This is a genomic window from Acidimicrobiia bacterium, from assembly GCA_040902765.1.
Classification (GTDB): Bacteria; Actinomycetota; Acidimicrobiia; order Spongiisociales; family UBA11373; genus DATKBG01.
In genome coordinates this window covers 52512-78457 of the sequence record JBBDWO010000020.1, presented here as the reverse complement: position 1 = coordinate 78457, position 25946 = coordinate 52512, and the positions used below count along the sequence as shown (strand labels likewise).

28 protein-coding genes are annotated in these 25946 nt (G+C 66.9%); 16 read left to right on the top strand and 12 right to left on the bottom strand.

The annotated features are described in order from the left end of the window. Positions 1-66: 66 nt before the first annotated feature. A complete protein-coding gene (locus tag WEA29_06070; protein MEX2323321.1) occupies positions 67-882 on the top strand; it encodes a YihY/virulence factor BrkB family protein in 816 nt (271 codons plus the stop codon). Positions 883-958: 76 nt separating this feature from the next. Here the strand turns inward: WEA29_06070 and WEA29_06065 are convergent, their stop codons facing one another. Then, the gene (locus tag WEA29_06065; GenBank protein MEX2323320.1) at positions 959-1966 is read right to left on the bottom strand and encodes a zinc-binding dehydrogenase; all 1008 of its coding nucleotides are present in this window, start codon (positions 1964-1966) and stop codon (positions 959-961) included. A gap of 316 nt (positions 1967-2282) precedes the next feature. Here WEA29_06065 and WEA29_06060 point away from each other — a divergent pair, with 316 nt between their 5' ends. After that, the gene (locus WEA29_06060) at positions 2283-3341 is read left to right on the top strand and encodes a hypothetical protein (protein MEX2323319.1); all 1059 of its coding nucleotides are present in this window, start codon (positions 2283-2285) and stop codon (positions 3339-3341) included. Positions 3342-3349: 8 nt separating this feature from the next. Here the strand turns inward: WEA29_06060 and infA are convergent, their stop codons facing one another. Together infA and WEA29_06050 are read right to left on the bottom strand one after the other, a co-directional pair. Next, positions 3350-3574 (bottom strand): translation initiation factor IF-1, encoded by a 225-nt coding sequence (infA, locus tag WEA29_06055; protein ID MEX2323318.1) that lies wholly within the window; start codon positions 3572-3574, stop codon positions 3350-3352. Between the two features lie 102 nt (positions 3575-3676). Beyond that, positions 3677-4135, bottom strand: a complete 459-nt coding sequence (locus WEA29_06050; protein MEX2323317.1) for a hypothetical protein — start codon at positions 4133-4135, stop codon at positions 3677-3679. A 369-nt stretch (positions 4136-4504) separates the two neighbouring features. Between WEA29_06050 and sufB the strand changes: the two genes are divergently transcribed. The 3 genes from sufB (at position 4505) to nucS (ending at position 7302) form a co-directional block, all read left to right on the top strand. Continuing rightward, positions 4505-5911 carry a Fe-S cluster assembly protein SufB gene (gene sufB, locus WEA29_06045; protein ID MEX2323316.1) on the top strand — a complete coding sequence of 469 codons (1407 nt, stop codon included), beginning with the start codon at positions 4505-4507 and terminating at the stop codon, positions 5909-5911. Between the two features lie 107 nt (positions 5912-6018). Continuing rightward, entirely contained in the window at positions 6019-6501 is a 483-nt protein-coding gene (locus WEA29_06040; GenBank protein ID MEX2323315.1) for a DinB family protein, read from the top strand. Between the two features lie 135 nt (positions 6502-6636). Beyond that, the gene (gene nucS, locus WEA29_06035) at positions 6637-7302 is read left to right on the top strand and encodes an endonuclease NucS (protein ID MEX2323314.1); all 666 of its coding nucleotides are present in this window, start codon (positions 6637-6639) and stop codon (positions 7300-7302) included. Positions 7303-7445: 143 nt separating this feature from the next. Here nucS and WEA29_06030 read toward each other — a convergent pair whose 3' ends face one another. Continuing rightward, positions 7446-8378 (bottom strand): sigma-70 family RNA polymerase sigma factor, encoded by a 933-nt coding sequence (locus tag WEA29_06030; GenBank protein ID MEX2323313.1) that lies wholly within the window; start codon positions 8376-8378, stop codon positions 7446-7448. A 212-nt stretch (positions 8379-8590) separates the two neighbouring features. Further along, a complete protein-coding gene (locus WEA29_06025; GenBank protein MEX2323312.1) occupies positions 8591-9259 on the bottom strand; it encodes a uracil-DNA glycosylase in 669 nt (222 codons plus the stop codon). Positions 9260-9362: 103 nt separating this feature from the next. Between WEA29_06025 and sufD the strand changes: the two genes are divergently transcribed. Genes sufD through WEA29_06000 form a run of 5 tightly spaced genes read left to right on the top strand, consistent with a single transcriptional unit; the run spans position 9363 to position 13913 of the window. Next, positions 9363-10616 carry a Fe-S cluster assembly protein SufD gene (gene sufD, locus WEA29_06020; protein ID MEX2323311.1) on the top strand — a complete coding sequence of 418 codons (1254 nt, stop codon included), beginning with the start codon at positions 9363-9365 and terminating at the stop codon, positions 10614-10616. Continuing rightward, positions 10613-10942 (top strand): non-heme iron oxygenase ferredoxin subunit, encoded by a 330-nt coding sequence (locus tag WEA29_06015; protein ID MEX2323310.1) that lies wholly within the window; start codon positions 10613-10615, stop codon positions 10940-10942. The genes sufD and WEA29_06015 overlap by 4 nt, the downstream gene beginning before the upstream one ends. Beyond that, on the top strand, positions 10939-11694 hold the full coding sequence (gene sufC, locus WEA29_06010) for a Fe-S cluster assembly ATPase SufC (protein MEX2323309.1): 756 nt from the start codon (positions 10939-10941) through the stop codon (positions 11692-11694). The genes WEA29_06015 and sufC (WEA29_06010) overlap by 4 nt, the downstream gene beginning before the upstream one ends. A gap of 45 nt (positions 11695-11739) precedes the next feature. Next, on the top strand, positions 11740-12522 hold the full coding sequence (locus tag WEA29_06005) for an alpha/beta hydrolase (protein ID MEX2323308.1): 783 nt from the start codon (positions 11740-11742) through the stop codon (positions 12520-12522). After that, positions 12519-13913, top strand: coding sequence for a class II fumarate hydratase (locus WEA29_06000; protein MEX2323307.1), 1395 nt, complete (start codon positions 12519-12521; stop codon positions 13911-13913). The genes WEA29_06005 and WEA29_06000 overlap by 4 nt, the downstream gene beginning before the upstream one ends. An 80-nt stretch (positions 13914-13993) precedes the next feature. On the opposite strand, the gene WEA29_05995 is transcribed toward WEA29_06000, so the two are convergent. From WEA29_05995 to WEA29_05980, 4 genes are all read right to left on the bottom strand, one after another. Then, entirely contained in the window at positions 13994-14440 is a 447-nt protein-coding gene (locus WEA29_05995) for an SUF system NifU family Fe-S cluster assembly protein (GenBank protein MEX2323306.1), read from the bottom strand. After that, complete coding sequence (locus WEA29_05990; GenBank protein ID MEX2323305.1) at positions 14430-15656, bottom strand: cysteine desulfurase; 1227 nt, start codon at positions 15654-15656, stop codon at positions 14430-14432. The genes WEA29_05995 and WEA29_05990 overlap by 11 nt, the downstream gene beginning before the upstream one ends. Before the next feature lie 25 nt (positions 15657-15681). Further along, positions 15682-16434, bottom strand: coding sequence for a Fe-S cluster assembly ATPase SufC (gene sufC, locus WEA29_05985; GenBank protein ID MEX2323304.1), 753 nt, complete (start codon positions 16432-16434; stop codon positions 15682-15684). 64 nt (positions 16435-16498) lie between these two features. After that, positions 16499-17497, bottom strand: a complete 999-nt coding sequence (locus WEA29_05980) for a TIGR03560 family F420-dependent LLM class oxidoreductase (GenBank protein MEX2323303.1) — start codon at positions 17495-17497, stop codon at positions 16499-16501. Positions 17498-17579: 82 nt separating this feature from the next. Between WEA29_05980 and WEA29_05975 the strand changes: the two genes are divergently transcribed. Further along, positions 17580-18716, top strand: coding sequence for an acyl-CoA dehydrogenase family protein (locus WEA29_05975; GenBank protein MEX2323302.1), 1137 nt, complete (start codon positions 17580-17582; stop codon positions 18714-18716). A gap of 90 nt (positions 18717-18806) precedes the next feature. On the opposite strand, the gene WEA29_05970 is transcribed toward WEA29_05975, so the two are convergent. From WEA29_05970 to WEA29_05960, 3 genes are all read right to left on the bottom strand, one after another. Next, positions 18807-19451: a TlpA disulfide reductase family protein gene (locus WEA29_05970; protein ID MEX2323301.1), complete on the bottom strand. Its 645-nt coding sequence runs from the start codon at positions 19449-19451 to the stop codon at positions 18807-18809. After that, positions 19448-20023, bottom strand: a complete 576-nt coding sequence (locus WEA29_05965) for a disulfide bond formation protein B (protein MEX2323300.1) — start codon at positions 20021-20023, stop codon at positions 19448-19450. The genes WEA29_05970 and WEA29_05965 overlap by 4 nt, the downstream gene beginning before the upstream one ends. A 148-nt stretch (positions 20024-20171) precedes the next feature. Next, positions 20172-21839: a PAS domain-containing protein gene (locus tag WEA29_05960; GenBank protein MEX2323299.1), complete on the bottom strand. Its 1668-nt coding sequence runs from the start codon at positions 21837-21839 to the stop codon at positions 20172-20174. Between the two features lie 86 nt (positions 21840-21925). On the opposite strand from WEA29_05960, the gene WEA29_05955 reads away from it, so the two are divergent. From WEA29_05955 to WEA29_05935, 5 genes are all read left to right on the top strand, one after another. Continuing rightward, positions 21926-22570 (top strand): peroxiredoxin-like family protein, encoded by a 645-nt coding sequence (locus WEA29_05955; protein ID MEX2323298.1) that lies wholly within the window; start codon positions 21926-21928, stop codon positions 22568-22570. A 136-nt stretch (positions 22571-22706) separates the two neighbouring features. Further along, entirely contained in the window at positions 22707-23126 is a 420-nt protein-coding gene (locus WEA29_05950) for a hypothetical protein (GenBank protein MEX2323297.1), read from the top strand. Positions 23127-23397: 271 nt separating this feature from the next. Next, the gene (locus WEA29_05945) at positions 23398-25041 is read left to right on the top strand and encodes a methylmalonyl-CoA mutase family protein (protein ID MEX2323296.1); all 1644 of its coding nucleotides are present in this window, start codon (positions 23398-23400) and stop codon (positions 25039-25041) included. Between the two features lie 48 nt (positions 25042-25089). Beyond that, positions 25090-25503 (top strand): hypothetical protein, encoded by a 414-nt coding sequence (locus WEA29_05940; GenBank protein ID MEX2323295.1) that lies wholly within the window; start codon positions 25090-25092, stop codon positions 25501-25503. Beyond that, positions 25500-25709, top strand: a complete 210-nt coding sequence (locus tag WEA29_05935; GenBank protein ID MEX2323294.1) for a hypothetical protein — start codon at positions 25500-25502, stop codon at positions 25707-25709. The genes WEA29_05940 and WEA29_05935 overlap by 4 nt, the downstream gene beginning before the upstream one ends. Positions 25710-25946: the final 237 nt, after the last annotated feature.

The window sequence follows — 25946 nt, the reverse complement described above, 5'->3', positions numbered from 1 at the left end:
GTACACCCACGACCGAACGATTGGCACCCGGCTCGGTGGGTCGTACAGACTGGTCGGGTGCCACCGATGGAGCGGGTCCGATTCGTGATACGACGCCTCCGCGCGGCCGACCTCTCGGTTGGCGCGGCCGCCGTCGCCTACAACGCCTTCCTTGCCATGGTGCCCCTGTCCCTAGCCGTCGTCGGAGTCGCCGCCATGTTCGGCGACGACGCCGCTGCGGTCGCCAGGGTCGAGGCTGCGCTCTATCCGATCGCTCCGGAGGCGGTGGTCACCTTCGTGACGTCCCTGATGACCGACACCGCGGGCAGGGTCGGCGACGGTGGTGTGGTCCTCGTGGTCGTGTCCCTGCTGATATCGCTCTTCCTCGGCTCCCGCGCGGTGGTGGCGTTGCAGAGGAGCCTCGCCGTGGTGGCCGGCGGTTCCGAGATCCGGCCGCCGCTCCAGATGCGGCTCGTAGGGCTCGCCCTGACCGTCGCCGGAGGCCTGGCTCTGGTGGTGACTTCGGTGGCGCTAGTGGCCGGAGGCGCACTATTCGCCTTCCTGGCGAGGCTCGCGGGGTGGGAGCCGATCGAGCGGCTCGGAACGCTTCTCGGACTACCACTCGCCGCGGCCGGGGTGTTCGGGTTCCTGATGCTGTTTTACGTTTTCGGGCCGTCGATTCCTGTCCCCAGGGCCGGGGTCGCCGCTCTCGTGGGGGTGGTGGGGATCGTCGGCGGGAGCCTCGGTTTCAGCCTCTACCTGGCGCTCGCCCCCGGTCTCGGTGCCACCTTCGGCACGCTCGGAGCGGTCGCGGTAGCTCTGGTCTGGCTCTACCTCGGTGCCCTGTCGGTGCTCGCCGGAGCCGTCGTCGCTTACGCCCTCGTGGACGCATCGACTCGCTGAGAGCGCACGCCAATAGGCTCGCCCACGGGATGAGGGTTCGGCTTGCCACAAGCCGAACCCTCATTGGATCCGCGACCTATTGGCGCGCGCTCTGAGGCGTCACCACGATCCGCTCAGCGCTGCCGTGGTCCGCAGCGTCGGTGATCGCACGGACCGCATCCTCCATCTCGACGATCCTCACCGGTGGGGCGACGAGGCGCCCGGCGGCCAGGTCGTTTAGTACGGCCTCGGTGTCGCCGGGGAGGCTGCCGTAGGACCCGGTGAGGGTGTACTCGTTGTTGGACCACAAGACCGGAGCGATCGTCGTCAGTGGCTCCGGGCCAACGCCCACGGCGACGGCGCGGCCGCCCGGCCTGAGTGACTTCACCGCGGTGTCGACGGTCGCGGCCGCCCCCACGAACTCGATGGCGATATCGACGCCGCCGCCGGTTGCCTGCTTCACGGCGCGCCCCACCGACATCCCCGGCTCGGCGAGCACGATCGCTTCGGCTCCGAGCGCGGTCGCCCGAGTTAGGGCGTCAGCGCTGGTGTCGACTGCGATCACCGTCGCCCCGAGGTTGCGCGCCATCTGCACGCCGTAGGAGCCGAGCCCGCCGATTCCGATGATCGCTACTCGGTGCCCGGACTCGACGCCGGCCCGGCGGTGCACTGCGTGCCTGGCAGTCGAGCCGGCGTCTGTCGCGGTGGCTGCCTGGGGCGCGTCGACTCCGTCGGGTATCGGGATCACCGACCCGGCAGGCACGACGATCCGGTCGGCCAGCCCCCCATCGCGGTGGATCCCGATCACCTCGACCCGGGCGCACAGATTGGGGCGCTGCTCCATGCAGCGATCGCACACTCCGCAGGCGGTGGCCAGTGCGACGACGACTCGTGCCTTCGATGACGATGCCAGGGATCCGGCGACCTCGTGGCCGAGCGTGATCGGCAGGATCGAGGTCCTGGCGGTGCCGTCCACGAAGTGGAGGTCCGAGCCGCAGACGCCTGCGGCCTCGACGGTCACCACGACTTCGTCGTCACCGGGTGAGGGATCCGGCACCTCATCGAGGCGAAGATCCCCGGGAGCGTGGAGGCGAATAGCGCGCATGGGGACAAAGTAGCGAGTAGCGAGTGGCGAGAGCATCAGCGACAGGTGGCGACAGGTAACTCTCTCCCCCTGAAGGGGGGAGTCCCGTAGGGAGCGGAGCGACCGGAGGGGAGGGGGGAGGGCGAACGCTACGGAGGCCTCGCGACGCGTTAGCCCTCCCCCTCCGTCAGCGGCCTGCGGCCGCTGCCACCTCCCCCTACGGGGGAGGAGAGTGAGAGCGGTCCCGCCCTTATCCGCGCGCGTCCAAGTACCAAGTAGCTCTTGCCTCCTGGCACGTCACTACCATTCACCGGGCATCTCGACTCCGGAGGACCCGTTGTCCAACATCGTGCACGTCGTCGGTACCGGGACCATCGGCGAGCCCCTCATCGGACTCCTGGCCGATCACGCCGAGGCGTTCGGCATCGAGGAAGTCACCTTCCACAAGCGCACGCCGTTGATCGAAGAGCGCGCCAAGGTGCGTGACCTCATGAGTAGGGGAGCGGTGCTCGCCACCGACGCCGATCGGCGGTCCTCGTTCGAGGAGCTGGGCACCCCACCCAAGCTGGAGACCATGGAGGCGATCGAGCGCGCCGCGGTGGTCATCGACTGCACCCCGGCGGGCAACGCCAACAAGGCGGAGCTCTACGACAAGGCCCGCGGACCGATCGGTTTTCTCGCCCAGGGCTCCGAGTTCGGGTTCGGCAAGATGTACGCCCGGGGTATCAACGACGAGGCGCTCGAGCGGACGACGGATCGCTTTTTGCACGTGGTGTCGTGCAATACCCACAACATCTCCGCGCTGATCAAGACGCTCGCCATGGACGAGGACGGTACGTCGCACTTGGAGAACGGGCGATTCCTGTGCCTGCGGCGGTCCAATGACATCAGCCAGGACTCGGGTTTCAGCGCGTCGCCCATCGTGGGGCGGCATGAGAACGCTCGGTTCGGAACCCACCACGCTCGGGATGCACACCAGCTGTTCGAGACGATGGGCTACGACCTCGACGTCTTCTCCTCTGCGGTCAAACTCAACACGCAGTACATGCACGCGCTGCACTTCAGCCTGGTGCTCGACCAGGAGATGACCGTGGACCAGGCGATCGAGCGCCTAACCGCCAATCCTCGCCTGGCGATCACCCACAAGCGGTCGGCCAACCAGATCTTCTCGTTCGGCCGTGACCACGGTTACTACGGGCGCATCCTCAGCCAGGCGGTGGTGCCGGTCGAGACCCTGGCGGTGCGTAACGGTCGCGAGCTCGTCGGGTTCTGCTTCACCCCCCAGGATGGCAACGCGCTGCTGTCCTCGGTGGCCGCCACCCTGTGGTACCTCTACCCCGACGGCTTCGGGGATCGCCTCGAGGTCCTGCGCCGGTACCTGTTCACCGAGGTGTGATCGGCGGCCTATCCGCGGTAGCGCCAGACGATCCGACCGCGGCTGGGGTCGTAGATCGACAGGTCGATGTCGACCTTGTCCCCGGGGAGGATGCGGATGTAGCGGCCGCGACGCATCTTGCCGGAAGCGCGGGCCAGCACCTCGAGGCCGCCTTCGACCTCTACCTTGAACATGGCGTTGGGGAGCGTCTCGAGGACGGTTCCCTGCACGCGTACGACATCGTCCTGTTTCACCAAGGGGTGGCTTCTCTCTCCTCGTGGGCGGCGCGGGAGCAGTCCTGCGCCGACGCCACTCTCCCACCGGCCGGGTGGTAAATCAAGCCCGGGAGGGCTCGGTCACAGGGTGCGGGCCTCGTCGAGTGCGACCACCCGGGCGGCCAGCGCGGCGGCGTCGATCCCGTTGGCGTCGACGAAGGCCGTTTCGACGCCCGGTCCAGACAGGGCGAGCAGTTCCTCGTTTTCGGCTCCCGCCACGAGGATGACTCGGCGCACCCCTGCCTCGGCCACGGCGCTGACCCAGGAACCGACCACCGTCGAGGGATCAGAGGCGAACGACCGGGTGCGGTCGTCGACGGCGGCCTCGGCCAGTAGCACGGCGCAGAAGGCCCCGATCGCGGCGCCTCCGACATGGGACGCATCGCTCACGTCACCGAGCGCCACCTTGAAGTCCGCGCTCCGCAGGGTCTCGGCGGCTGCCTCGTTCGACACGAACATCCGGATTTCCCCTCTGCCGGCGACGGCGTCGGCGAGGGCCCTACCGGTGGGCGTATCGCCGCCGACGATGAGCATGGGCATCGTCTGAGCATATTGCAGCCGATCGCTTCATATAGCGTCAGGGAGGTGGTGTAATGGTCGGGCGGATGGCGCCGGATGCGGGTCGGTCTTCCCCCACTCCCCACCGTGTCCGGCGCTTCCGCGCTACCAGCCTCCAGCTACCAGCCGCCGGCTACCAGCCACCTCTCGCCGATCTCGCTCGCCTCTCCGGACTCGTGTCGACGGTTTCACCATGCTCTCCCCGGGAATACCTCGGACCGCAGACGCGCTGAAGGTAAGGACACTTTCGATGCTGGTAGCTGGTAGCTGGTAGCTGGTAGCGCGTAGCCGATAGCCGGTAGCCCGTACCCGGCGCCTACCATCACAGGACGACCTGAGAGGCAGTGCTTCATGGCACAGACCGTCGATCTCGATCTCGGCAAGTACCAGCTGGGCTGGTCGGACGTCGAGGACTACGTGTTCAAGCCCCAGCGGGGGCTGAATGAGGAGATCATCCGCGGGATGTCCGCCATGAAGGGCGAGCCCGAGTGGATGCTCGAGTTCCGCCTCAAGGCATACAAGCGCTTCCTGCGAAAGCCGATCCCGACCTGGGGCGGTGGCGGTTTGCTCGACACGATCGACTTCGACAACATCTACTACTACATCAAGCCGATGGAGGGGCAGGCGAAGTCCTGGGACATGGTGCCCGAGTCCATCAAGAACACTTACGAGAAGTTGGGCATCCCCGAAGCCGAGCGTAAGTACCTGGCAGGGGTGACGGCGCAGTATGAAAGCGAGGTTGTGTACCACCGCAACCGTGACGACCTCGAAGAGCTCGGCGTCCTGTTCTGCGACATGGACACCGCGGTCCGCGAGTACCCCGAGCTGGTGCAGGAGTACTTCGGGACGATCATCCCGCCCAACGACAACAAGTTCGCCGCCCTCAACTCGGCCGTGTGGTCGGGCGGCTCGTTCATCTACGTCCCCCCGGGCGTTCACGTGGACCAGCCGCTCCAGGCGTACTTCCGCATCAACGCCGAGAACATGGGGCAGTTCGAGCGGACGCTGATCATCGTCGACGAGGGCGCCTACTGCCACTACGTCGAGGGGTGCTCGGCGCCGACCTACTCCAGCGACTCCCTGCACTCGGCGGTTGTCGAGATCGTGGTCAAGGAAGGCGGCCGCTGCCGCTACACGACCATCCAGAACTGGTCGAACAACGTGTTCAACCTGGTCACCAAGCGGGCCGTCGCCTACAAGAACGCCACGATGGAATGGATCGATGGCAATTTGGGGTCCAAGCTCACCATGAAGTACCCGGCGGTGTGGCTCATGGAGGAAGGGGCCCACGGTGAGGTGCTGTCGATCGCCTTCGCCGGCGAGGGTCAGCACCAGGACGCCGGCGCCAAGATCGTCCATGCCGCCCCGAACACCACCTCGCTGATCACGTCCAAGTCGATCTCCAAGGACGGGGGCCGCGGCGGCTACCGCGGTCTGGTCCGGGTGGAAGACGGCGCCCACGGGGTCAAGTCATTCGTGCGTTGCGACGCCCTCATCCTCGACTCGCACAGCCGGTCGGACACCTACCCCTACATGGAGATCGAGGAGGCGGACGCCCAGATCGGCCACGAGGCCACCGTGTCCAAGGTCGGCGACGACCAGCTGTTCTACCTGATGAGCCGTGGGCTGAGCGAGTCAGAGGCGACGGCGATGATCGTCGCCGGCTTCATCGAGCCCATCGTCAGGGAGCTGCCGATGGAGTACGCCGTCGAACTCAACCGCCTCATCGAACTCCAGATGGAGGGGTCGGTCGGTTGACGCCTTCGGCGTCAACCGAGTGGCCAGTGGCCAGTTGCCAGTGGCCAGAGGATCTTCTGGTAGCTGGTAGCTGGTAGCGCGTAGCTGGCAGCGGGTAGCCTCGTCCCATGGACCCCACTCTTCTCTCCAAGGCATTCCATCGGAACACGAAGCTGGTGCAGCGGCACGCCGAGGGCGTGAGTCATGAGGACTCGCTGCGCCAGTCGGAGCACAACATCAACTGCTTCAACTGGGTGCTCGGCCACATCGTGGCCAGCCGCTACGACCTGTTCCGGCTGGTCGACGGAGCCCCGCCGGACGACGGCGGCCGCTTCAGTCGCTATCGCACCGAGTCGGATCCAGTCAAGGCTGAGGCCCCCGACGTGATCCCTCTCGAGGACCTGCTCACCGGGCTGGCCGATACGCAGGCGGCGATCCGAGCGTGGATGGACTCGGTCGACGAGGACTGGTTGACGACGGAGACCCCGGTTGGCGACGCCATGGTGTCGCGGGTGGATCAGATCCACTTCGCCTACTTCCACGACACCTATCACACCGGTCAGATCGACCTCCTTCGCCAGGTGTCCGGCAAAAACGACAAGGTGATCTGAAGCCGGCTCGATGCCGGCTTCAGATCACCTCTCACTGCCCACCGCTTCCTTGATGTTCTGGCCATGAGCCATGAGCTATAAGCCATGAGCTCTTGAGTCGGGCAACGGGTAACGGGCAACGGGTAACTTCTCACGATGCGCCTGCTCATCGCTCGCTGCTCCGTCGAATACACGGGGCGGCTCACCGCCACGCTTCCATCGGCGGTGCGGTTGATCATGGTGAAGGCGGACGGGTGCGTGGCGATCCATGCCGACGGCGGGGCGTACAAGCCGTTGAACTGGATGAACGCCCCCAACCACATCGAGGAGACCGAAAGGGAGTGGGTGGTCACCAATGCCAAGGGTGAGTCCCTCGTCATCGCCCTCGAAGAGGTGATCGCCGACGTGAGCCACGAGCTGGGGGACGACCCGGGGCTGGAAAAGGACGGGGTCGAGGCCACCCTTCAGGCGCTCCTCGCCGAGCGCCCCTCCATGATCGAGTCGGGATTGGAGACGCTCCGCCGCGAGTACCCCACCGACGTCGGGCCGGTGGACATCCTGTGTCGCGATGCCGATGGGCAGATCGTGGCCGTGGAGATCAAGCGGCGCGGCGAGATCGACGGGGTGGAGCAACTGACCCGGTACCTGGACTCTCTCAACCGGGACTCCTCGCTGGGTCCGGTTCGGGGCCTGTTCGTCGCCACCCGGATCGCGCCGCAGGCGAAGACGCTCGCCGCCACCCGCGGCATCGGCTGTGTCGAAGTCGACTACGACGAGGTTCGGGGAGTGGAAGGAAACGCCCCGCGGTTGTTCGAGGTGTGAGCCAGCTACCGGCTACCAGCTACCAGCCAGATTCACAGGTAGTGCTCTGTGGATGTAAGCCGTCGACTTCAGTCCGTATTCCCAGTTCTTGCTGGTAGCTGGTAGCTGGTAGCTGGTCGCTGGTCGCCGGTAGCTGGCGACTCCTAGAGCAGACTTTCCACGTCGAACGAGCTGGACGGGTGGCGCAGTTTGGCCAGGGCACGGCCCTCCACCTGGCGGACCTTCTCGCGAGTCAGGTCGAACCGTTCGCCGACCTCCGAGAGGGTCAGCGGCTCCCGGCCGTCGAGGCCGTAGCGGAGCCTGATCACGTCGCGTTCCACGGACTCGAGGATCGTCATCACGGCGTCGACGTTCTGCCGGGTGGTGGCCTCGGCGGCGGCGTCGAACGGATCGACGGCATCGGCATCCTCGACGAAATCGCCCAGGGCGCTGTCTCCGTCGGTGCCCACCGGCCGCTCCAACGAGATGGTGTCGGCGGGGGCCGCCAGCGCCTGCTGGATCCGCTCCACCTCGAGACCACTCGCATCGGCGATCTCCTCCAGGGTGGGCCGGCGGCGGAGCCGCTCGGTGAGGGTGAGCGTGGTCTCCTGGACGGTGCGCACGATGTCGACCATGTGGACGGGCAGGCGAATCGTCCGGCCGTGATTGCCGAGTCCCCGGGTGATCGCCTGTCGGATCCACCAGGTGGCGTACGTCGAGAACTTGAAGCCCTTGCGCCAGTCGAACTTCTCGACGGCGCGGATGAGACCGAGGTTGCCTTCCTGAACGAGATCGAGCAGATCGAGTCCCCGGCCGTTGTACCGCTTGGCGATGCTGATGACGAGGCGCAGGTTCGACCGGATGAACACGGCCTTGGCCTCGTCCGCTGCGTGCACGTCGCGATACAGGGCGGTGCGTTCGGTAGGGGAGAGGCGCCCGGCCGTTTCCAGGGTGTGCTGGGCGCGGCGCCCGGATTCCATGGTCCGGGCGAGGCGAACCTCGTCCTCGGCGGTGAGGAGCTCGTGCTCCGAAACCGACTCGAGGTACATGCCCACGGCGTCGGACAGCGGCGCTGGTTCGCGCAGCCGTTTGGCCACTCCTGGCTCTCCTCTCGGCGTCGACTCGGCGCGACGGTACCGCGGGGCGGACTTTCCCGCAACGGCATCCACAGGGTCTGTGGACAAGTCGGGGCGCTTCCACCGGACCGCGTGGCACGGGACCATGGGGGTTCCGGCGCGGAGGCGCTCATCGAGATACGGCGGACGACCGGAGTTGTCCACACCCTCCGACACGGGCGATGTCCACAGGTTCAGGCTGCCAGCCGTGCCTTCGCCGTAGCGAAGATGTCATCGAGCATGGCCTCGGTGAGTCGTCCGGTGAACGTGTTCTGCTGGCTCGGGTGATAGGAGGCCAGGAACAACCCGGTCGGACCCTCCCAGTGCACCCCGTGCCCGAACGGGACGCGCCGATCGGTGATGCCGGTGCGCCGTGCGACGAGGCGCTGCATCTCCGTCCAGGCAAAGCCACCGAGGCACACGGTGACCCGCACGCCGGGCAGCCGGTCGAGCTCCTGTTCGAGCCAGCCGGTGCAGCGGTCCCTCTCGGCGGGCGTTGGTTTGTTGGCCGGGGGCGCACACTTGACCACCGAGGTCACCCAGCAGTCGCCGAGCCGGAGGCCGTCGTTGCGTTCGACCGACTCGGGCTGGTTGGCGAATCCGGCGGTGTGGAGGGCTCGGTACAGCCAATCGCCTGAGCGGTCACCGGTGAACATCCTGCCGGTCCGGTTGGCGCCGTGGGCGGCCGGTGCCAAGCCGACGACCAGCAGCCTCGCCGTCGGATCCCCGAAGCCACACACCGGCCGGCCCCAGTAAGTCTCGTCGGCGAACGAGCGCCGCTTCTCACGGGCGACGCGTTCGCGCCACTCGACGAGGCGCGGGCATGACCGGCATGAGCTCACTTCGCCGCAGAGTGCCTCCACGTCGTAAGGGTCCACCGTGGCCGGCGGTGCGTCAAACCCGGTGTGGGGTAGGTCGGATCGGGCATCTAGAGTGACCAGCCGTCGATCTGAGAGCTCTCAGCCCGTGCCTCCCCTGGATTCCGATGCCCACACCCGGGCGCTGCGATCGCTTCCCGCTGCTCTCGGGACGCGAGCGGCTGCCGGATGGCAGGCGTTCGAGGCGTTCCCCATGCCGAACCCTCGCGACGAGAACTGGCGGTACGTCGAGCCCGACTTCGACCTCGACCAGGTTGCTCTCACCGACTCGCCAGGAGCGCCCCTGAGCGGGGACGGGATCGCGGCCGCCTCCCTTGCAGACCTCGCCGGACGTGCCGTGTCGATCGACGGTCACACCGTGTTCGCAGAAGGCTCACACGGCATCGCCGTCACCTCGTTGCCATCGACGCCGGAGCAGGTCCTCGAGGGCTACGAGGCGAAGCCACCCGAGGACCGGCTCGCCGCGCTGCATGACGCCTTTGCTTTCGACGGGGTGGCGGTCCACGCTCCCCGCGGGGTCGCCGAGACTCGACCGGTGCTGGTGGAGCTGCAGGTGAGCGCCTCCGGGGTCCTGGCGCTCCCGTTCGTGTTCATTCGCGCCGACGAACAGGCCGAGGTGTCCGTCGTGGTCGACCAGCGGTCCCCGGCCGACGCTTCCTGCCTGGTGATCCCCAGGATCGAGGTGATCGCGGGTCCGGCGGCGCGGGTTCGGATCACCGTGCTCCAGTCCTGGGGTACCTCGACCGTGGCGCTCGCCACCCATCGCATGAGGATCGACCGTGACGCGTCGGTCGACGTCTCCGAAGCGGGTTTCGGCGCCGCCTACTCTCGGGTGTTGCTCGATGCGGCGCTGGTGGGAGCCGGTGCCGACGCCCGCATCAATGGGGCCTACTTCGGCGAGCGCGATCAGACCCTCGATTACCGGTACTTCATGCGTCACGAGGCGCCGAACACGACCTCGGACATGTTCCTCAAGGGTGCCGTCGGCGACACCGCGCAATCGGTGTTCACCGGTCTGATCAGGATCGAGCCCGCCGGTCAGAAGACGAACTCACACCAGACCAACCGGAACCTGGTGCTCTCCGATGGTGCCAAAGCGCAGTCGGTCCCGAATCTAGAGATCCTCGCCGACGACGTTCGCTGCGGTCACGCATCCGCGGTGGGGCCACTCGACGAGGAGCAGCGGTACTACTTGATGAGCCGGGGACTGTCGCTGCCGCGAGCCGATCGCGTTCAGGTGCGGGGCTTCTTCGAAGAGGCATTGCAGCGGTTCCCAGTGCCCGAGGTGGTCGGGCCGCTCGGTGACCTCGCCCTCGCCACGTTCGAGCGGGTGACCGCATGAGCGCGTATCGCGTCTCGATCGGGAGGATCGAGGAGTTCGCCCAGGAGGCGGGGAGACTCGTCGAACTCGACGATCACCGGGTGGCTGTGTTCCGCATCGGTGACGACCTCTATGCCATCGGCGACCGGTGCAGTCACGCCGAGGCGTCCTTGTCGGAGGGTGAGGTGTTCGACCTGACGGTCGAGTGCCCCCGGCATGGCTCGGAGTTCGACCTGGTGACCGGCGAGCCGGGTGCGCTGCCGGCCACCAAGCCGGTGCCGGTGTATGCCGTCGAGGTCATCGATGGGGAGGTCTTCCTCGATCTGCCCGCGGAGACGGAGACATGACCTCTGCTTTCGTCGTCAGCGACCTGCACGCTCGACGCGGTGCCGTCGAGATCCTCCACGGTGTCGACCTCGATATCCCGGTAGGTGAACTGCACGTGCTCATGGGGCCGAATGGTTCCGGCAAGAGCACGCTGTGCCACGCCGTGATGGGACGACCCAACTACGAGGTCTCGGGCAGCGCCCGCGTCGGTGGCACCGAGGTGCTCGGACTTCCCACCGACGAGCGGGCTCTTCTCGGGCTGTTCGAGGCCTTCCAGTACCCCGTTGAGATCGGTGGGGTCACCTTGCGCGAGCTACTCACCGAGATGGAGCTCGCCGGAGCAGCCGATGCCCTCGCCCGCGGCGAGGAGGCGGCCCGGGTCCTGGGGATGGAGGCGTTCCTCGACCGGCGGGTGAACGGGAACCTGTCCGGTGGTGAGAAGAAGAAGTCCGAGATCGTGCAGCTGCTGGCCCTGGCCCCGACGGCGGCGGTCCTCGACGAGATCGACTCGGGCCTTGACGTGGATGCGGTGCGCGACGTCGCCGAGGCCGTCGACACGATGCGCGGGCCGGGTCTGGGCGTGCTGCTGATCACCCACTACACCCGGATCATGCGGTACCTGGACGTCGATGGCGTCCACGTGATGATGGCGGGCCGTATCGTTCTCAGCGGCGGCCGCGAGCTGGCCGACGAACTGGACGCCAAGGGCTACGAAGGGCTTCGCCGTGAACTCGGTCTCGAGACGCCCCCCGAAGAGAACCCGTTTCCCTGAGTCGGTGACGGGAGTCGGGCGACGGGCGCCGGAGGCCGGACGGCCATGACCCCCCTCACGCTCCCCACGCTCACCTGGGGTTCCGGGCATCGCCGGATACTCCTGCTCCACGGACTCGGCGCCAATGCTGCCGGATGGTGGCGGGTGGGTTCCGACCTGGCGGATCTCGGCTGGGAGGTCACCGCCCCCGACCTCCGCGGTCACGGCGACGGCCCGACGGCGGACGACTACTCGATCGGTGAGCACGCGACCGACGTGCTCACCCTCGGCAGTCGGTGGGACGCCGTGCTCGGTCATTCGATGGGCGGCTCGATCGCCGTTCTCGCCGCTTCGAAGACGACCGGATGGACGCAGCGGATGGTCCTCCAGGACCCAGCGCTCGTGGTGCCGGAACTCCGGGAGGCAGAGATCGACTGGCTGTTGGACGACTACCGGCGTCCGCTCACGCCGGAGCAGATGGCGCACGACAATCCCCACTGGCATCCGAGGGACTGCGAGACCAAGGCGGCCGCCCTGCGCCGTGCCGGACCGGATCTGATCACGGCGACGATCGAAGACAGTTCGCCGTGGAACGTCGTCGATGAGACCGCCGCCCTGACGGTGCCGACGACGATCATCGGTTCGGATCCGGCGTGCGGCGGGATCATGGCTCGGACCATCGCTGATTGGCTCGTCGACACCAACCCGCTGCTGACCTATGTGTTCCTTCCGGGTGCCGAGCACTCAGTGCATCGGGACCATCGGCTGTACCCGGAGTACTCCCGGATCGTGCGGGAGGCGCTCGACGGGACGCCTACCCTGCGGGGCGGCGAGGAGGAGCGAGGGTGAATACGCGGTCGGAACGAGATTCGATGGGCGAGGTGGCGGTCCCAGAGGCGGCCTATTACGGCGCCTCGACGCAGCGAGCGGTGGACAACTTCCCGATCTCGGGGATCGGGATGGGCCGGCGGATGATCGAAGCGCTCGGGATGATCAAGGCCGCCGCTGCTCGGGTCAACGGCGAGATCGGCGCGGTCGACACGGAGACGGCGGCCGCCATCGCCGAGGCAGCCGAGGAGGTCGTCGTCGGTCGCCACGACGGAGAGTTCGTCCTCGATGTCTTCCAGACCGGCTCCGGCACCTCCACCAACATGAACGCCAACGAGGTGATCGCCAATCGGGCCGGTGAGATCCTCGGCGCCGAACTGGGCAGTCGCCGCGTCCACCCGAACGACCAGGTCAACGCCGGACAGTCCTCCAACGACGTGATCCCGAGCGCCATCCACGTGGCGGCGGCGTCGGTGATCCACGGGCAGACGATCCCCGCCCTCCGTCGTCTCGCCGGGGCCCTTTCCGCCAAGGCGGCCGAATTCGATGGCGTGGTCAAGTCGGGCCGCACCCACCTCATGGATGCGACTCCCGTGCGCCTGGGCCAGGAGTTCGGGGGCTATGCCACCCAGGTCACCAAGAGCGCCGAGCGGCTCGAGGCCGCGCTCGACGGTCTCTACGAACTGGCCCTCGGGGGCACTGCGGTCGGTACCGGGATCAATGCACCTCCCGGGTTCGCCGAGGCCGTGGTGGCGAGGGTTGCCGAGCGAACCGGCCTCCCGCTCCGGACCGCCGACGATTACTTCGAGGCCATGGGGGCCAAGGACGCGGCGGTCCACGCCAGCGCCGCGCTCCGGGGGGCCGCCGTGGCGTTGTTCAAGGTGGCCAACGACATCCGCTGGCTCGGTTCGGGACCCCGCACCGCCATCGGCGAGATCGCCCTGCCCGAGACCCAGCCCGGATCGTCGATCATGCCGGGGAAGGTCAACCCGGTGATGTCCGAGATGGTGATGCAGGTGGCCGCCCAGGTGGTCGGCAACGACGCCACGGTCACCTGGGCCGGCGCCAACGGCAACTTCGAGCTCAACGTGATGATGCCGGTACTCGCCCACAACCTCCTCCAGTCGGCCGAGCTGCTGGCGGCGGCGGCCGACACCTTCCGGGAACGCTGCGTGGAAGGCATCCGCGCCAACGAGGAACGCGCCCGGTGGCTGGTCGAGCAGAACATCATCGTGGTGACGGCACTGGTGCCCCACATCGGATACGACGCCGCGGCGAAGGTGGCCAAGGAGGCGTTCGCCAGCGGTCGCGGCGTGCGAGACGTCGTGCTCGACACCGGGCTCATGGCGCCCGACGAGCTGGACCGGGCACTGGATCTACGGAAGATGACCGAAGGTGGCGTAGCCGGGTAGAGGGCGCCGTCTCGACGTGTTCGGTCGGCGAGTCAGGCGCTGCGAGGATGGCGCGGCGAGGGGTAAGGTGCCCGCCGTCCTCACCCATCCACGCTCAGAGCCTCCTGGAGCGTCGTCCAGGCCAGGTCGGCGCACTTGATGCGCACCGGGAAGCGCCGAACCCCGGCCAGCGCCTCGAGGTCGCCGAGGGCCTCTCCGGGGCGATCGGGGTCGATGCCCGGGTCTCCCGGTTCGATGCCGAGGAGCCGCTTCACCCGCTCGATCAGACCGGCGATCTCGTCGCGGGTCATGCCGACGATGCGGTCGGCGAGCATCGACGCCGACGCCTGGCTGATCGAACACCCACGCCCAAGCACCGCGGCGTCGGTCACCCGATCGTCATCGAACTCGAGATCGAGGGAGATCTCGTCGCCGCACAGCGGGTTGTGGCCCTCGGCGTGAGCGTCGGGCTCTTGGAGGCGGCCCGCCCGCCTCGGATTGCGGTAGTGGTCGAGGATGACCTGCCGGTACAGCTCGTCAAGCGACACCGAACAGCCTCCTGGCTTCGTGCAGGGCGGCGATGAGAGCGTCGACTTCTTCGAGCAGGTTGTAGACGTAGAAGGACGCCCGGGCCGTGGCCGGGACGTCGAGGGCACGCATCAGCGGCTTGGCGCAATGATGACCGGCCCGCACCGCGATGCCGTGCTGGTCGAGGATGGTGGCGAGGTCGTGGGGGTGGATGTCGGCGAGGGTGAACGACACCGCCCCGCCCCGGACCTCGAGGTCGGACGGTCCGTACACGGTGAGGTCTGGCACCTCGGAGAGCCGCTCCAGGGCGTACCCGGTGATCTCCTTCTCGTGCTGTCTGACGGCGTCCATGCCGATCGCCGCCAGGTAGTCGGCCGCAGCCCCGAATCCCACGGCCTCGGCGATCGGCGGGGTGCCGGCTTCGAACTTGTGCGGCACGTCGGCCCAGGTCGAGACGTGCAGATCGACATCGCGGATCATCTCGCCACCACCCTCGGCGGGCTCCATCTCGTCGAGGAGCTCGGCCTTGCCCCACAGCGCGCCGATGCCTGTGGGTCCCAGCATCTTGTGGCTGCTGAAGGCGAGGAAGTCGACGCCGAGGTCGCTCACCGCGGTGGGGAGGTGGGGGACCATCTGGGCGCCATCTACCACCGTGATCGCACCCACCGATCGGGCCGCCTCGGCGAGTTCGTCGACCGGTCCGATCGATCCGAGGACGTTGGACATCCCGGAAAAGGCGACCACCTTGACCCGATCGTCGATCAGCCCATCCAGGGCAGCGGTGTCGATGCGGCGGTCGTCGGTGAGGGGCAAATACACCAGCTCGGCCCCGGTGTGACGGGCGACCAGCTGCCAGGGGACGATGTTGGCGTGATGCTCCAGCAGGGTGAGCATCACCCGGTCCCCCTCGCCGAGGTGGTCCAGGCCCCATCCGTAGGCGATCAGGTTGATCGCCGAAGTGGTGCCACGCACGAAGACCAGTTCCGACGCGGGAGCGCCGATGAACGCAGCCACCTTGCCGCGAGCGCCCTCGTAGGCCTCGGTGGCCTCCTCGGCGAGGGCGTAAGCGCCACGGTGGACGTTGGCGTAGCTGGTTCGGTAGAAGCGGTCCATCGCGTCGAGCACCTGGATCGGCTTCTGGGTGCTCGATGCGCTGTCGAGATAGGCGAGCGGGTGGCCGTTGACCTCACGCTGGAGGATCGGGAAGTCGGCACGCAGGTGCGACAGGTCGATCACTGGTCTCGCCGTTCGTCGTTGGGGTTCACGACGCCACCGGGGCGCGGAACGCGTCGTACCCGTCCTCCTCGATGCGTCGGGCGAGGTCGGGGCCTCCCGACTCGACCACGGTGCCGTCGACGAACACGTGCACGACATCCGGGGTGATGTGGTCGAGCATGCGCTGGTAGTGGGTGATTATGAGGAACCCGCGCTCTGGTGAGGCCAGCTGTTGGACGCCCTCGGCGACGGTGCGCAGCGCGTCGATGTCCAGACCGGAGTCGGTTTCGTCGAGGATCGCCATCTCAGGCTCCAGAACGGCCATCTGGAGGACTTCATTCCGCTTGCGCTCGCCTCCCGAGAACCCCTCGTTGAGGTACCGGTCGGCGAACTCCGGGTCCATGCCGAGCGTGCGCATCGTGTCGGCCACCTTGAGGCGCAGCTCGAGGACCGTGTAGTCGGTACCCGTCCGGTTGCTCAGCGCCGCCCGTAGGAAGTTGACCACGGTCACTCCCGGGATCTCCTCGGGGTATTGAAATGCGAGGAACATCCCGGCGCGGCCCCGTTTGTCGGGGGTCCATCCGGTCACGTCCTCACCCTTGTAGAGGATGCGGCCGGTCACCTTGTAGGCACGATGGCCCATCAGAACGTTGGCCAGCGTCGACTTGCCGGAGCCATTGGGGCCCATCAATGCATGGATCTCGCCGCGCTCGACCGTGAGCGAGACGCCCTTGAGGATCTCGATGCCGTTGACCGAGGCGCGCAGGTCCTCGATAACGAAGAGGGGGGTTTCGGGCACGGACCGAGGATATCGGTACCGGGGGCAGTACAGAAAAGGGAGAGGGGCTGTTGGCTATTGGCTCTTAGTTCTTAGCCAGAGGGATTCTCCTCGCTGCTCGCTGCTCGCTGCTCGCTGCTTGCTCCTCGCTACTCCTCAGGACCTCCACGGTCTCCTCGATCAGGTCGTGGTCGTAGGGCCCGAAGGTCTGGTAGTAGATGCGGCTCACTCCGGTCTCGGCGAGCCGCCCTACCACCTCGGCTACCTGATCGGCGGTACCGAAGGGCAGACCGCGTTCTGTGTAGGAGGCGGTGAAATCGTCGACGCTCCTCGAGAACGGGTCGGCGGCAGCGATCCGTTGTAGGTTCGCCTGGAAGGATGACTCCGTCGATCCGACGATGGCGCCGGTCATCACACTGATGCGCAGCGCGTCGGGGTCGCGTCCCGCCGCGCTCGCGGCCTCGCGGGCACGATCGATCCGCAGCCGCATCGCATCCGAAGATCGGATCCCCATGTTGAACTCGTCGGCGTAGGTTCCGGCGAGGCGGGGTGTGCGTCGCTCACCGCTGCCGCCGACGATGATTGGCAGCGGTCCAGTCGGTGCCGGGATCACTTCATCGAGGTCGAGTCGGTAATGCTCGCCGTCGAAGCGGCCGGATCGGCGGCCGAAGGCGTGATGAAGGTAGGCGAGGGCCTCTTCGAGGCGTTCGAAGCGGCCGTTGAGGTCGTGGAAGTCGATGCCGTAGGCCCGGTGCTCTTGTTCCATCCATCCGGTGCCAACGCCGAGGGCGAGGCGGCCGCCGGACATCTCGTCGATGGTGGCGGCCATCTTTGCCAGTACGGCGGGATGCCGGAAGGTGATCGGGCTCACCAGGACGCACAGCTGGATTCGGTCGGTCTCGCGGGCGAGTCCGCCCAGCGTGGCGAAGGCATCGGTGGCGTGGGCCGGCTCCATGTCCAGGAATCCGTAGTGGTCCGCGCGCGAGAAGCCGTCGAGGCCGAGTCGCTCGGCGAGCTGCGCCAGGTCGACGATCTGGTCATAGGTCATGCCCAGCTGCGGCTCGGTCATCAGTACCAGTTGCATCTGCTCCCTCCGGGCGTGACGACACGCCACGCTACCCGCGAGACCGCTTCGACGGTGTCGCCGCCTCACTACTCTCGGAACCATGGAATTCGCCTTCACACCCGAACAGGACATGCTCAGGTCGACGGCGCGGCGCTTCCTGGAGACGAAGGCGCCGTCGGAGGAGGTTCGCCGCCTCATGGAAACCGATGAGGGCTTCGACGAGGGACTCTGGGCCGAGATCGCCGCCCAGGGATGGCAGGCGATGGCGATACCCGAGGAGTATGGGGGGGCCGGATTCACCTTCACCGAGCAGGCGATCCTCATGGAGGAGATGGGGCGTGCGCTGTTCCCCGCCCCCTTCCTCTCGTCCGTCGTACTCGGCGCCGACCTGATCCTGCGGGCCGGAACCGACGAGCAGAAGCAGTCGCTGCTCCCTGAGATCGCTGCCGGAGAGCGTCGGGTGGCCGTCGCCCACCTCGAAGCCGGTGGATCGTGGGACCCCGATGGGGTCGCTATCGAGGTGCAGCGAGACGGGGACGACCTCGTTCTCGACGGGTCCAAGGCCTTCGTCGTCGATGGGCACACCGCTCACACCCTCATCGTCGTCGCCCGCGAGGCGGGCACCTCTGGCCGCGACGGTGTCACCCTGGTGCTCGTGGACGGCGATGCCGCGGGCGTCACCCGGCAGCGCGTCGAGACCATGGACATGACCCGCAAGCAGGCGACCGTCGACTTCGATGGGGTGAGGGTGCCGTCGTCGGCGGTCCTGGGCGAAACAGGTGGAGGCTGGCCAGCACTCGAAGAGACACTGGAACGCGCCGCGGTGGCCCTGGCTTTCGAGCAGGTCGGCGGCGCCCAGAAGTGTCTGGAGATGTCCGTCGGCTACGCCATGGTCCGGGTCCAGTTCGGCCGGCCGATCGGATCGTTCCAGGCGATCAAGCACAAGTGCGCCGACATGCTCATCGAAACCGAGATCGCCAAGTCCGCCGCCTACTACGCCGGCTGGGCGGTGACCGCCGGAGACGACGAACTCCGCATTGCTGCACCCCTTGCCAAGTCGTACTGCTCAGAAGCCTTCTTCCATGCCGCGTCGGAGACCATCCAGATCCACGGCGGCATCGGCTTTACCTGGGAACACGATGCCCATCTCTATTTCAAGCGGGCCAAGACCGACGATCTCCTCTTCGGCACGCCGGCGGACCATCGGGCAGCCCTCGCCGACCGGCTCGGGATCTAAGGGGGTGCGCGAATAGGCTCGCCCCGGGATCAGGTTTCGGCTTGTGGCAAGCCGAAACCTGATAAAGCCAGCGAGCTATTCGCGCACCTCCTAGCCCTGGCGCAGTGACCCGGTGAGCTGATCGAGTTCGGCGACACCGAGTCGACCGGAGAGTCGAGCCCGAACCGTGCCGTCGGCGGCTACGAACACCCAGTACGGGAAGGCGTTGAGGCCGTAGGCGCGCGACACGCTGGTCAGCTCGTCGTCGACGAGGATGGGCTCGGTCCAGCCCTCGTCCTCGAGCCACTTCGACGGTGGATAGTTGGGTCGCATCCGATCGATGCTGGTGGCCACCGCGTAGAGGTCCACGTCGACCGGGAGCGAGCCGGCGTCCACCCAGCTCTGCACGATCGGGACCTCGGCCTGGCAATGCGGGCACCAGTGGGCCAGGAAGAGGATGATCTTGGCCCGGCCGTCGTCGGCGATCTCCACCCGGCTGCCCTCGAAGTCGGCACCGACGACGGTGGGCGCGGCCTGTCCGACCGCCGGGTCGAGACCCCCGGCAGCGTACGTGGTGAGCCCGGCTCCGCTGATCTCAGGGGTGCCGAAGGCGTCCTCGGTGGTGTCACCCTCGAAGGTCAGGATTACCGTGGCGATCAGCGCCACCACCGCGACACCTATCGCCACCGGAATGATCGGGAACTTCTTCTTCGCACCGGGGCGCGGCGTCTGACTCTGACGGGTACGGGCAGTCATAGGTTCTCCTGGCTGGTGGGCGGTGTCGGGCTCGGTCCCGAGCGGTCGAGCAACAGTGCGGCGATGATGACGCCGAACGACATCAGCGCCATGAACGGGATCCCGAGGAAGCCGAACTTCTGAACGTACGGTGCCGTGCAGGCGACGACCCCGCTGCATTCGGCGGTGGCGATCTCGGGGAAGTTCTCGATGAGGGTGTGATAGGCGGCGATGATGCTCCCGATCACGGCCAGGGGGATCACATACCGGCGCACCGAGCGGTCCCCGGCGCGCACCCCGGCGAACAGCACCGGCACCAGGGGGTACATGGCGATCCGCTGGTACCAGCAGTACTCACAGGGGATGAACCCCGCAACCTGTGAGTAGTAGAGACTGCCGGCGGTGGCCACTGCGGCCATCGTCAGGGCGATCATCGGGCCGAGACCGTCGAACGACTCCTGTAGTGACGCCAGGGTGTCGGCTGCCCGACCACTGAACCGGGCGACCAGGCCGAGAACGATGAGGGCGACCAGGAGCACGGCGATGAGCAGGGCTCCGGTGGCGAGGAATGTCGAGACGGCGTCCACTGGCATGGGGGAGCAGGATACCGATCGGTACTTGGTACCTGGTACTTGGTAGGTGCTGTTGGTGACCGGGACAGTGGTGTCCTGACCCCGCCTCCCCCGCGCTGGGCGGATTCGCCAAGTACCCAGTGATGCTCATCGGGCTCCATGAGGTGGCTTACCACGAGACTTCGACGTACCGCCCCACGAGATCTGCCGCATCTCGATTCATCCCGATCCAGAACTCCTTGTTCTCGGGGTCTCCGGCACCGAAGAGGTGGTCGTATTTGAGACGTCCCTCACCCTCAGGCACCCTTCGAACCGCTCGTGCGGCGAACTCCGCCAGTTGACGAGCGTTCGTCAGATAAGGAGTCGAAGCCAGGTAATAGAGGGCTGCCTTCTCGACAAGTTCAATGGAGAGGCCTCGGCTCTTGCCCTCCCGAAGGAACTGTGAGATCGCTACGGAAATCTGGTCACCGACCCCCAGCGGGTCGACGGCGAAACGATTGCCCTCGGGAGTGCGACTCATGAGATCCTTGCCCTTGGGGCGCCTATCGATGGCCCGGACGAGTTCCTCCAAGGTTTCGCCCGAACTGCCAGCCAACACGAACACGACCTGGCTACCGGTTTCCACATTGGCGTCGAGGAACGGAAGCAGCGTCTCGTAGGGCCACGACGCATCCGGCCTGGCGTCGATTTCATCAATGAGTACCAGGGAGGGCGTCGGGGACTCGACGGCGGCCCTGCATTCGGCGCGGACATCCTCTTCGGAGTCTTGGGCAAGATTGAGTTCGACGTAACTCACGCCGTCGAATTCGCTCACTATCTCGTGGATAAGGAAGGTCTTGCCGGTCCCGGGTCTACCCCACACCAGGTGGTTCTCGCGATTACCGGTGGGGCTCATGAGGCCACTCCGGATCGCTAGGCGGGCATCGAGCAGCCGCTCCCTTGTCACCGGGTCGAATCGGGTGTACCCGCCGGCCACTTTGAACCTCGATAGCGCGATCGAGTCCAGGCCGGCTATCAGACGCAGCGTTTCTGACTGGGCCCGCGCCGCGTCGGAACGACTGTCCGTCCGGATGGCTTCATCCAAGAAGTGGCGCTTGCCCTGAAGTGCTGCCCGATACTCGGCCTTGGAGAGGATGTTCTCGTCCAACTCGAACTCCGTTCGGAGCAGGTTGTCGAAGAACGCCTGGACGCGCTGGCCGTCTGCAAGAACCTCCTCGCGCAGGAACCGCACGTCGACGTTGATGCAGATGGCGCCAACCAGGCCGTACTCGGGTCGGAAGATCGGAATCGTGGTGCACTTGAAGCGCCTCGCTCCGATGTTCAGCTCGTAATTCAGTTTGTCCCGATTGTGATAGCGGCGCGTCTTGAGGTCGAGGACGAGCTTGGTGGCTCCATGTCCGAGCGTCCGTCCGGTCACCTCGCCGTGTTCGATGGCGACGATGGCCTTCGACGGATTGACGAGATCGTGGACGAGGATCTCGATCCCGGTGTTGGGAAAGGACTGTCCGATCAGATGGACGATCCTCTTGTAGTTTTCGAGGTAGGTCGCGTTGTCGTGGATCACTGAGTCGCCGTCGTAAGCCCGGAACAGATCCGCATAGGCCTTCACGTCGTCGCTTGGGAAGGTGTCGCGGACCAGGTTCTGCTCGCCGATCACGATCAACTCTCGGGCCGCAACAGCATTCCGGGCCCCCAGGAAGTGATGCACCGCTGTCACGAAGCGTTCGTCGCTGAACTCGATAAGGCCGTCGTCATCTACGACAAACGGGTAGAAGTCGTACTCCTCGAGGCGTTTGCTCTCGGCTACCGGCGCGGAGTCTTGTCGGTGTCTCCTCACGCACCGCATACAAGCACGCTTCGCCCTCCCTAGGAGGTGTGCGTTAGCGTGCCATGAGTAACCAACCGAGGGGGACGATGGGATCGTTGGATGATCTGACAGCCGCTGCCGAGGCCGAGTGGCTCGAGAAGTGGACGGTCGGCCCCACCGAGGGCCTTGGCACCCTGGTGGCCCCGGGTACGGCCGCTCCCGATCTTGTGCTCCCCGATCACACAGGCGAGCCCGTCAGGCTGAGCGATCACTGGTCGACAGGACCCGCGCTGCTGATGTTCTGGCGCCACTTCGGATGCACCTGCGGTGTCGAACGTGCCGGGCGGCTTGCCACCGAGTACGACGCGTATTCGGCGGCCGGGCTGACGCCGATCATCGTTTCCCAGGGAGAACCCGAGCGGGCAGCCGCCTACCGCACGACGCACAACATCGCGACTCTGATCTTGTGCGATCCAGATCAGTCCGCCTACCGGGCCTACGGCATCGGCCAATGGTCTGTCGAGCAGGTCCTCTTCGATGCTCCCGTCGAATACTGGAGTCACCCACGCCAGCTTGGGGTCGAGTTCCAAGACGGGCGGCGCGAGCAGGGCCGGCCACCGGTCGACGACCCCTGGTTGGCCGCCGCAGAAGTCGTTGTCGGGTCGGACGGGATCATCCGGCTGTCGTACGCCTACCAATACTGCGAGGACTATCCCGACCCTCGGGTCCTCACGACGGCTGCACGACTCAGCACGGGATGAGCCCGGCGGTGTGTCCAGCCACCGATTGTCCGGGCGAACCAACCAGGCCTCGCCGGTGTGCCTCATCCGGATGGTTGCCAGGCCGAAGCACGGCTACCTCCTGACAGGGTCCTGAGGCGCCTACCCTCGCCTCCACATGTCCCCCTTCGGCATCGGTGTGATCTTGTTCGTGGTGCTGCTGGTGATCGTCGCCGCGTTGGTATGGCAGGAGATGCGGTCTCGCCGCTCCTTCGACTCGGCCGTGTACTGGTTGCCCGAGGCGATCTCGTTCGTGCACGACCGTCTTGCACCGGAGACGGCCGATCGGCTGAGCGAGCACGACGTGCGGCTGATCCTGGAGTGGGGCATCCACTATCACCAGGTGGTGGCGCCTCGATCCGAGGGAACGAGGCCGGTGCTCGGGAGTGGTGACGCCATGGACTACATCCTCGATCGGGGGCGCGAGGAAGATCGGGCCTACGATCCCTTCGACATCGCAGAAGTCATGGCCGCCGAGATCGAGTACCTGGTCGAGATCGGGGCCGTGGGAACCCCCGTGGAGGATGAGAAGTCGTGAACGTGCGTTGTGGAAGGTGCCAGAGCGGGTTCGACGTTCCCGGTCCCGGGCGTCACCTGTGTCCGGCGTGTGGAACCCCCAACGAGGTCCGGGCAGACGCCCCGGATCCGACCGGCGGACTGCCGCCCGTCCCGCCGCCGGAGCCGGATACCCCGTCTCCCAAGGTGACCTGTGGGGAGTGTGGGTTCAGCTTCATCGTCGGGGCGGTGAGCGAGGCCCCGTGCCCCAACTGCGGCGCTACCGTGCCGATCGGCGGGACGACGGAGGCACCGTGAACCGCGATCAGTTCGACCGGGAATTCCGGGACGCTCCCAAGCGGCGTGACCGCTGGGTGACGCTCTCCTTCGAGGAACTCCCCGGCGTCGGGCTCCCCGAGGACGGTGCCGAGCCTCCGGAGCGTATCGGCTATCCGGGAGCGTTCCCCTACACCCGCGGCATCCACACCACCGGGTATCGCGGCAAGCCGTGGACCATCCGGCAGTTCGCCGGTTTCGCCGGCGTCGCCGACACCAACGCTCGGTTCCGACGCCTCCTCGCCGCCGGGCAGGACGGCCTGTCCGTGGCCTTCGACATGCCCACGCTCATGGGACTCGACTCGGACAGTCCCAGGGCGCTGGGTGAGGTCGGGCACTGTGGCGTGGCGGTGGACAGCGCCGACGACATGGTCGAACTGTTCGATCAGATTCCCCTCAGCGACGTGTCGGTGTCGATGACGATCAACGGACCCGCACAGGTGATCTTCGCCTTCTTCCTGGTGGCGGCCGAGGAGCAGGGAGCCGACTGGTCGAGCCTCCAGGGGACGCTCCAGAACGACATCCTCAAGGAGTACATCGCGCAGAAGGAGTGGATCTACCCACCGAAGCCGCACCTGCGCCTGATCACGGACATGATGGAGTTCTGCGCCGGCGAGGTCCCCCAGTGGAATACGATCTCGGTGAGCGGCTATCACATCCGGGAGGCCGGAGCCACCGCCCAGCAGGAGCTGGCCTTCACGCTCGCCGATGGGTTCGCCTACGTCGAGGCGGGCACGCGGCGGGGCATGGCCGTCGACGACTTCGCTCCGCGGCTGTCGTTCTTCTTCGACTCTCACCTCGACTTCTTCGAGGAGATCGCCAAGTTCCGGGCCGCACGGAGGATCTGGGCACGCTGGATGCGGGACCGCTACGGGGCCACCTCCGAGCGGTCCCTCAAGCTGCGGTTCCACACCCAGACCGCCGGGGTCTCACTGACCGCCCAGCAGCCTGACAACAACGTGGTGCGGACCACGGTGGAGGCACTGGCGGCGGTCCTCGGCGGCACGCAGAGCCTCCACACCAACGCCCTCGACGAGGTCTACGCCCTTCCCACCGACCACGCGGCCGATCTAGCGCTGCGCACCCAGCAGGTGCTGATGGAGGAGACCGGGGTCGCCGACGTGATCGATCCCCTCGGAGGATCGTGGCTGGTGGAGGAGATGACGGACCGCATGGAGGCGGCGGTCGAGGAGCTGCTGGCGAGGATCGATCGCATGGGGAGCGGTTCGATGCTCGACGGTGTCCTCCAAGGCATCGAGGAGGGGTGGTTCCAGGGCGCTCTGGCCGAATCCGCCTACGAATTCGAGAAGGCCGTCGGCTCGGGTGAGCGGGTGATCGTGGGCGTCAACAAGTACCCGTCCTCTGACGAGGACGAGCTCGACATCCTGCGCATCTCCGAGGAGGTGGAGGTCGAGCAGCGGCGGCGCATCGCTACCGTCCGCGAGGCTCGCGATGCGACCGCGGTCGATCAGGCGCTCGCCGCGCTCGTCGCCGCGGCCCGCGGCGACGACAACCTGATGCCGTTCATCGTCGATGCGGCGCGCCGGAGGGCGACCGAGGGCGAGATCGGCGATGCCCTGCTCGGGGTGTTCGGCGGGTACCGGGAGCCGCCGAGGCTCTGAGGCGCCGGGGTGTTTTCGCCGCCTCGCGCGGTACCATGACTTGTGAAGATGTCGCACCGTCTCCGTCCCATCCGCGTGGCCCTGTTACTCCTGGTGGTGGCCATCGTCGCCGTCGGTTGCGGTGGTGGTGCCGAACCCGAGCCGATCGAGATCGGCTCGGGAAGCCTGCCATCGAGCATGCCCCGGGACTTCCCTATTCCCGCTGATGCCGTCATCGGATCGACGCTCATCGACCGGGTGAACCACCGGACCGAGGTCACCGTCACCATGCAGCAGGAGATGGTCCCGGTGGTGCAGTACTTCCAGGTGGGGCTGGTGAACGCCGGTTACGTGGTCAACCGCTCCGAGGGCGACGGGTCGCGCTGGACCATCGAGTTCTCCAAAGGCGAGCTGCTGGGCACGATCGACATCAACTACAACACCGGGGTCGCCGTGCTGTTCATCGAAGTCAACACGGCGTGACCGTGGGCCGGTTGCGTCGCTTCCCGGAGCGTCGGTTCATCGGGACCCGTGACGACATGCGGGTGTACGACTGCGACGACGAGGCCCAGTTCGCCGCTCTGTCGGCGAGAGTCGACGGTGAGAACCTGGTGGCGCGGCGTCAGCTCAGCTCCTTCGGACCCGACACCCTCGCCGAGGCCCGTAACCGGGGGTTCAGGGAAGTCTGACGGGAGCTCATGGCTCATGGCCTGAGGGCCAGCTCATGGCCAGAGGCGCAGGAACCCGTTTACAACTCTCTCCCCCCGAAGGGGGAGTACCGCCGGGAGCGAAGCAACCGGCCGGAAGGGGGGAGGGCTTGCGGTTCCTCCCCCTGAAGGGGGGAGTCCCGCCGGGAGCGGAGCGACCGGAGGGGAGGGGGGAGGGTGCACGCTACGTGGGCCTCGCGACGCGTCTGGCCTCCCCCT

Bases quoted from the DNA above. Each gene is read 5' to 3' on its own strand.
- WEA29_05965 (MEX2323300.1), bottom strand. From the start codon at position 20,023: ATGCCAGTGGACGCCGTCTCGACATTCCTCGCCACCGGAGCCCTGCTC.
- WEA29_06005 (MEX2323308.1), top strand. From the start codon at position 11,740: ATGACCCCCCTCACGCTCCCCACGCTCACCTGGGGTTCCGGGCATCGC.
- WEA29_05950 (MEX2323297.1), top strand. From the start codon at position 22,707: ATGTCCCCCTTCGGCATCGGTGTGATCTTGTTCGTGGTGCTGCTGGTG.
- WEA29_06070 (MEX2323321.1), top strand. From the start codon at position 67: ATGGAGCGGGTCCGATTCGTGATACGACGCCTCCGCGCGGCCGACCTC.
- nucS (MEX2323314.1), top strand. From the start codon at position 6,637: ATGCGCCTGCTCATCGCTCGCTGCTCCGTCGAATACACGGGGCGGCTC.
- WEA29_06040 (MEX2323315.1), top strand. From the start codon at position 6,019: ATGGACCCCACTCTTCTCTCCAAGGCATTCCATCGGAACACGAAGCTG.
- sufC (MEX2323309.1), top strand. From the start codon at position 10,939: ATGACCTCTGCTTTCGTCGTCAGCGACCTGCACGCTCGACGCGGTGCC.
- WEA29_05970 (MEX2323301.1), bottom strand. From the start codon at position 19,451: ATGACTGCCCGTACCCGTCAGAGTCAGACGCCGCGCCCCGGTGCGAAG.
- WEA29_05940 (MEX2323295.1), top strand. From the start codon at position 25,090: ATGTCGCACCGTCTCCGTCCCATCCGCGTGGCCCTGTTACTCCTGGTG.
- WEA29_05980 (MEX2323303.1), bottom strand. From the start codon at position 17,497: ATGCAACTGGTACTGATGACCGAGCCGCAGCTGGGCATGACCTATGAC.
- WEA29_05975 (MEX2323302.1), top strand. From the start codon at position 17,580: ATGGAATTCGCCTTCACACCCGAACAGGACATGCTCAGGTCGACGGCG.
- WEA29_06015 (MEX2323310.1), top strand. From the start codon at position 10,613: ATGAGCGCGTATCGCGTCTCGATCGGGAGGATCGAGGAGTTCGCCCAG.
- WEA29_06050 (MEX2323317.1), bottom strand. From the start codon at position 4,135: ATGCCCATGCTCATCGTCGGCGGCGATACGCCCACCGGTAGGGCCCTC.
- WEA29_06065 (MEX2323320.1), bottom strand. From the start codon at position 1,966: ATGCGCGCTATTCGCCTCCACGCTCCCGGGGATCTTCGCCTCGATGAG.
- sufB (MEX2323316.1), top strand. From the start codon at position 4,505: ATGGCACAGACCGTCGATCTCGATCTCGGCAAGTACCAGCTGGGCTGG.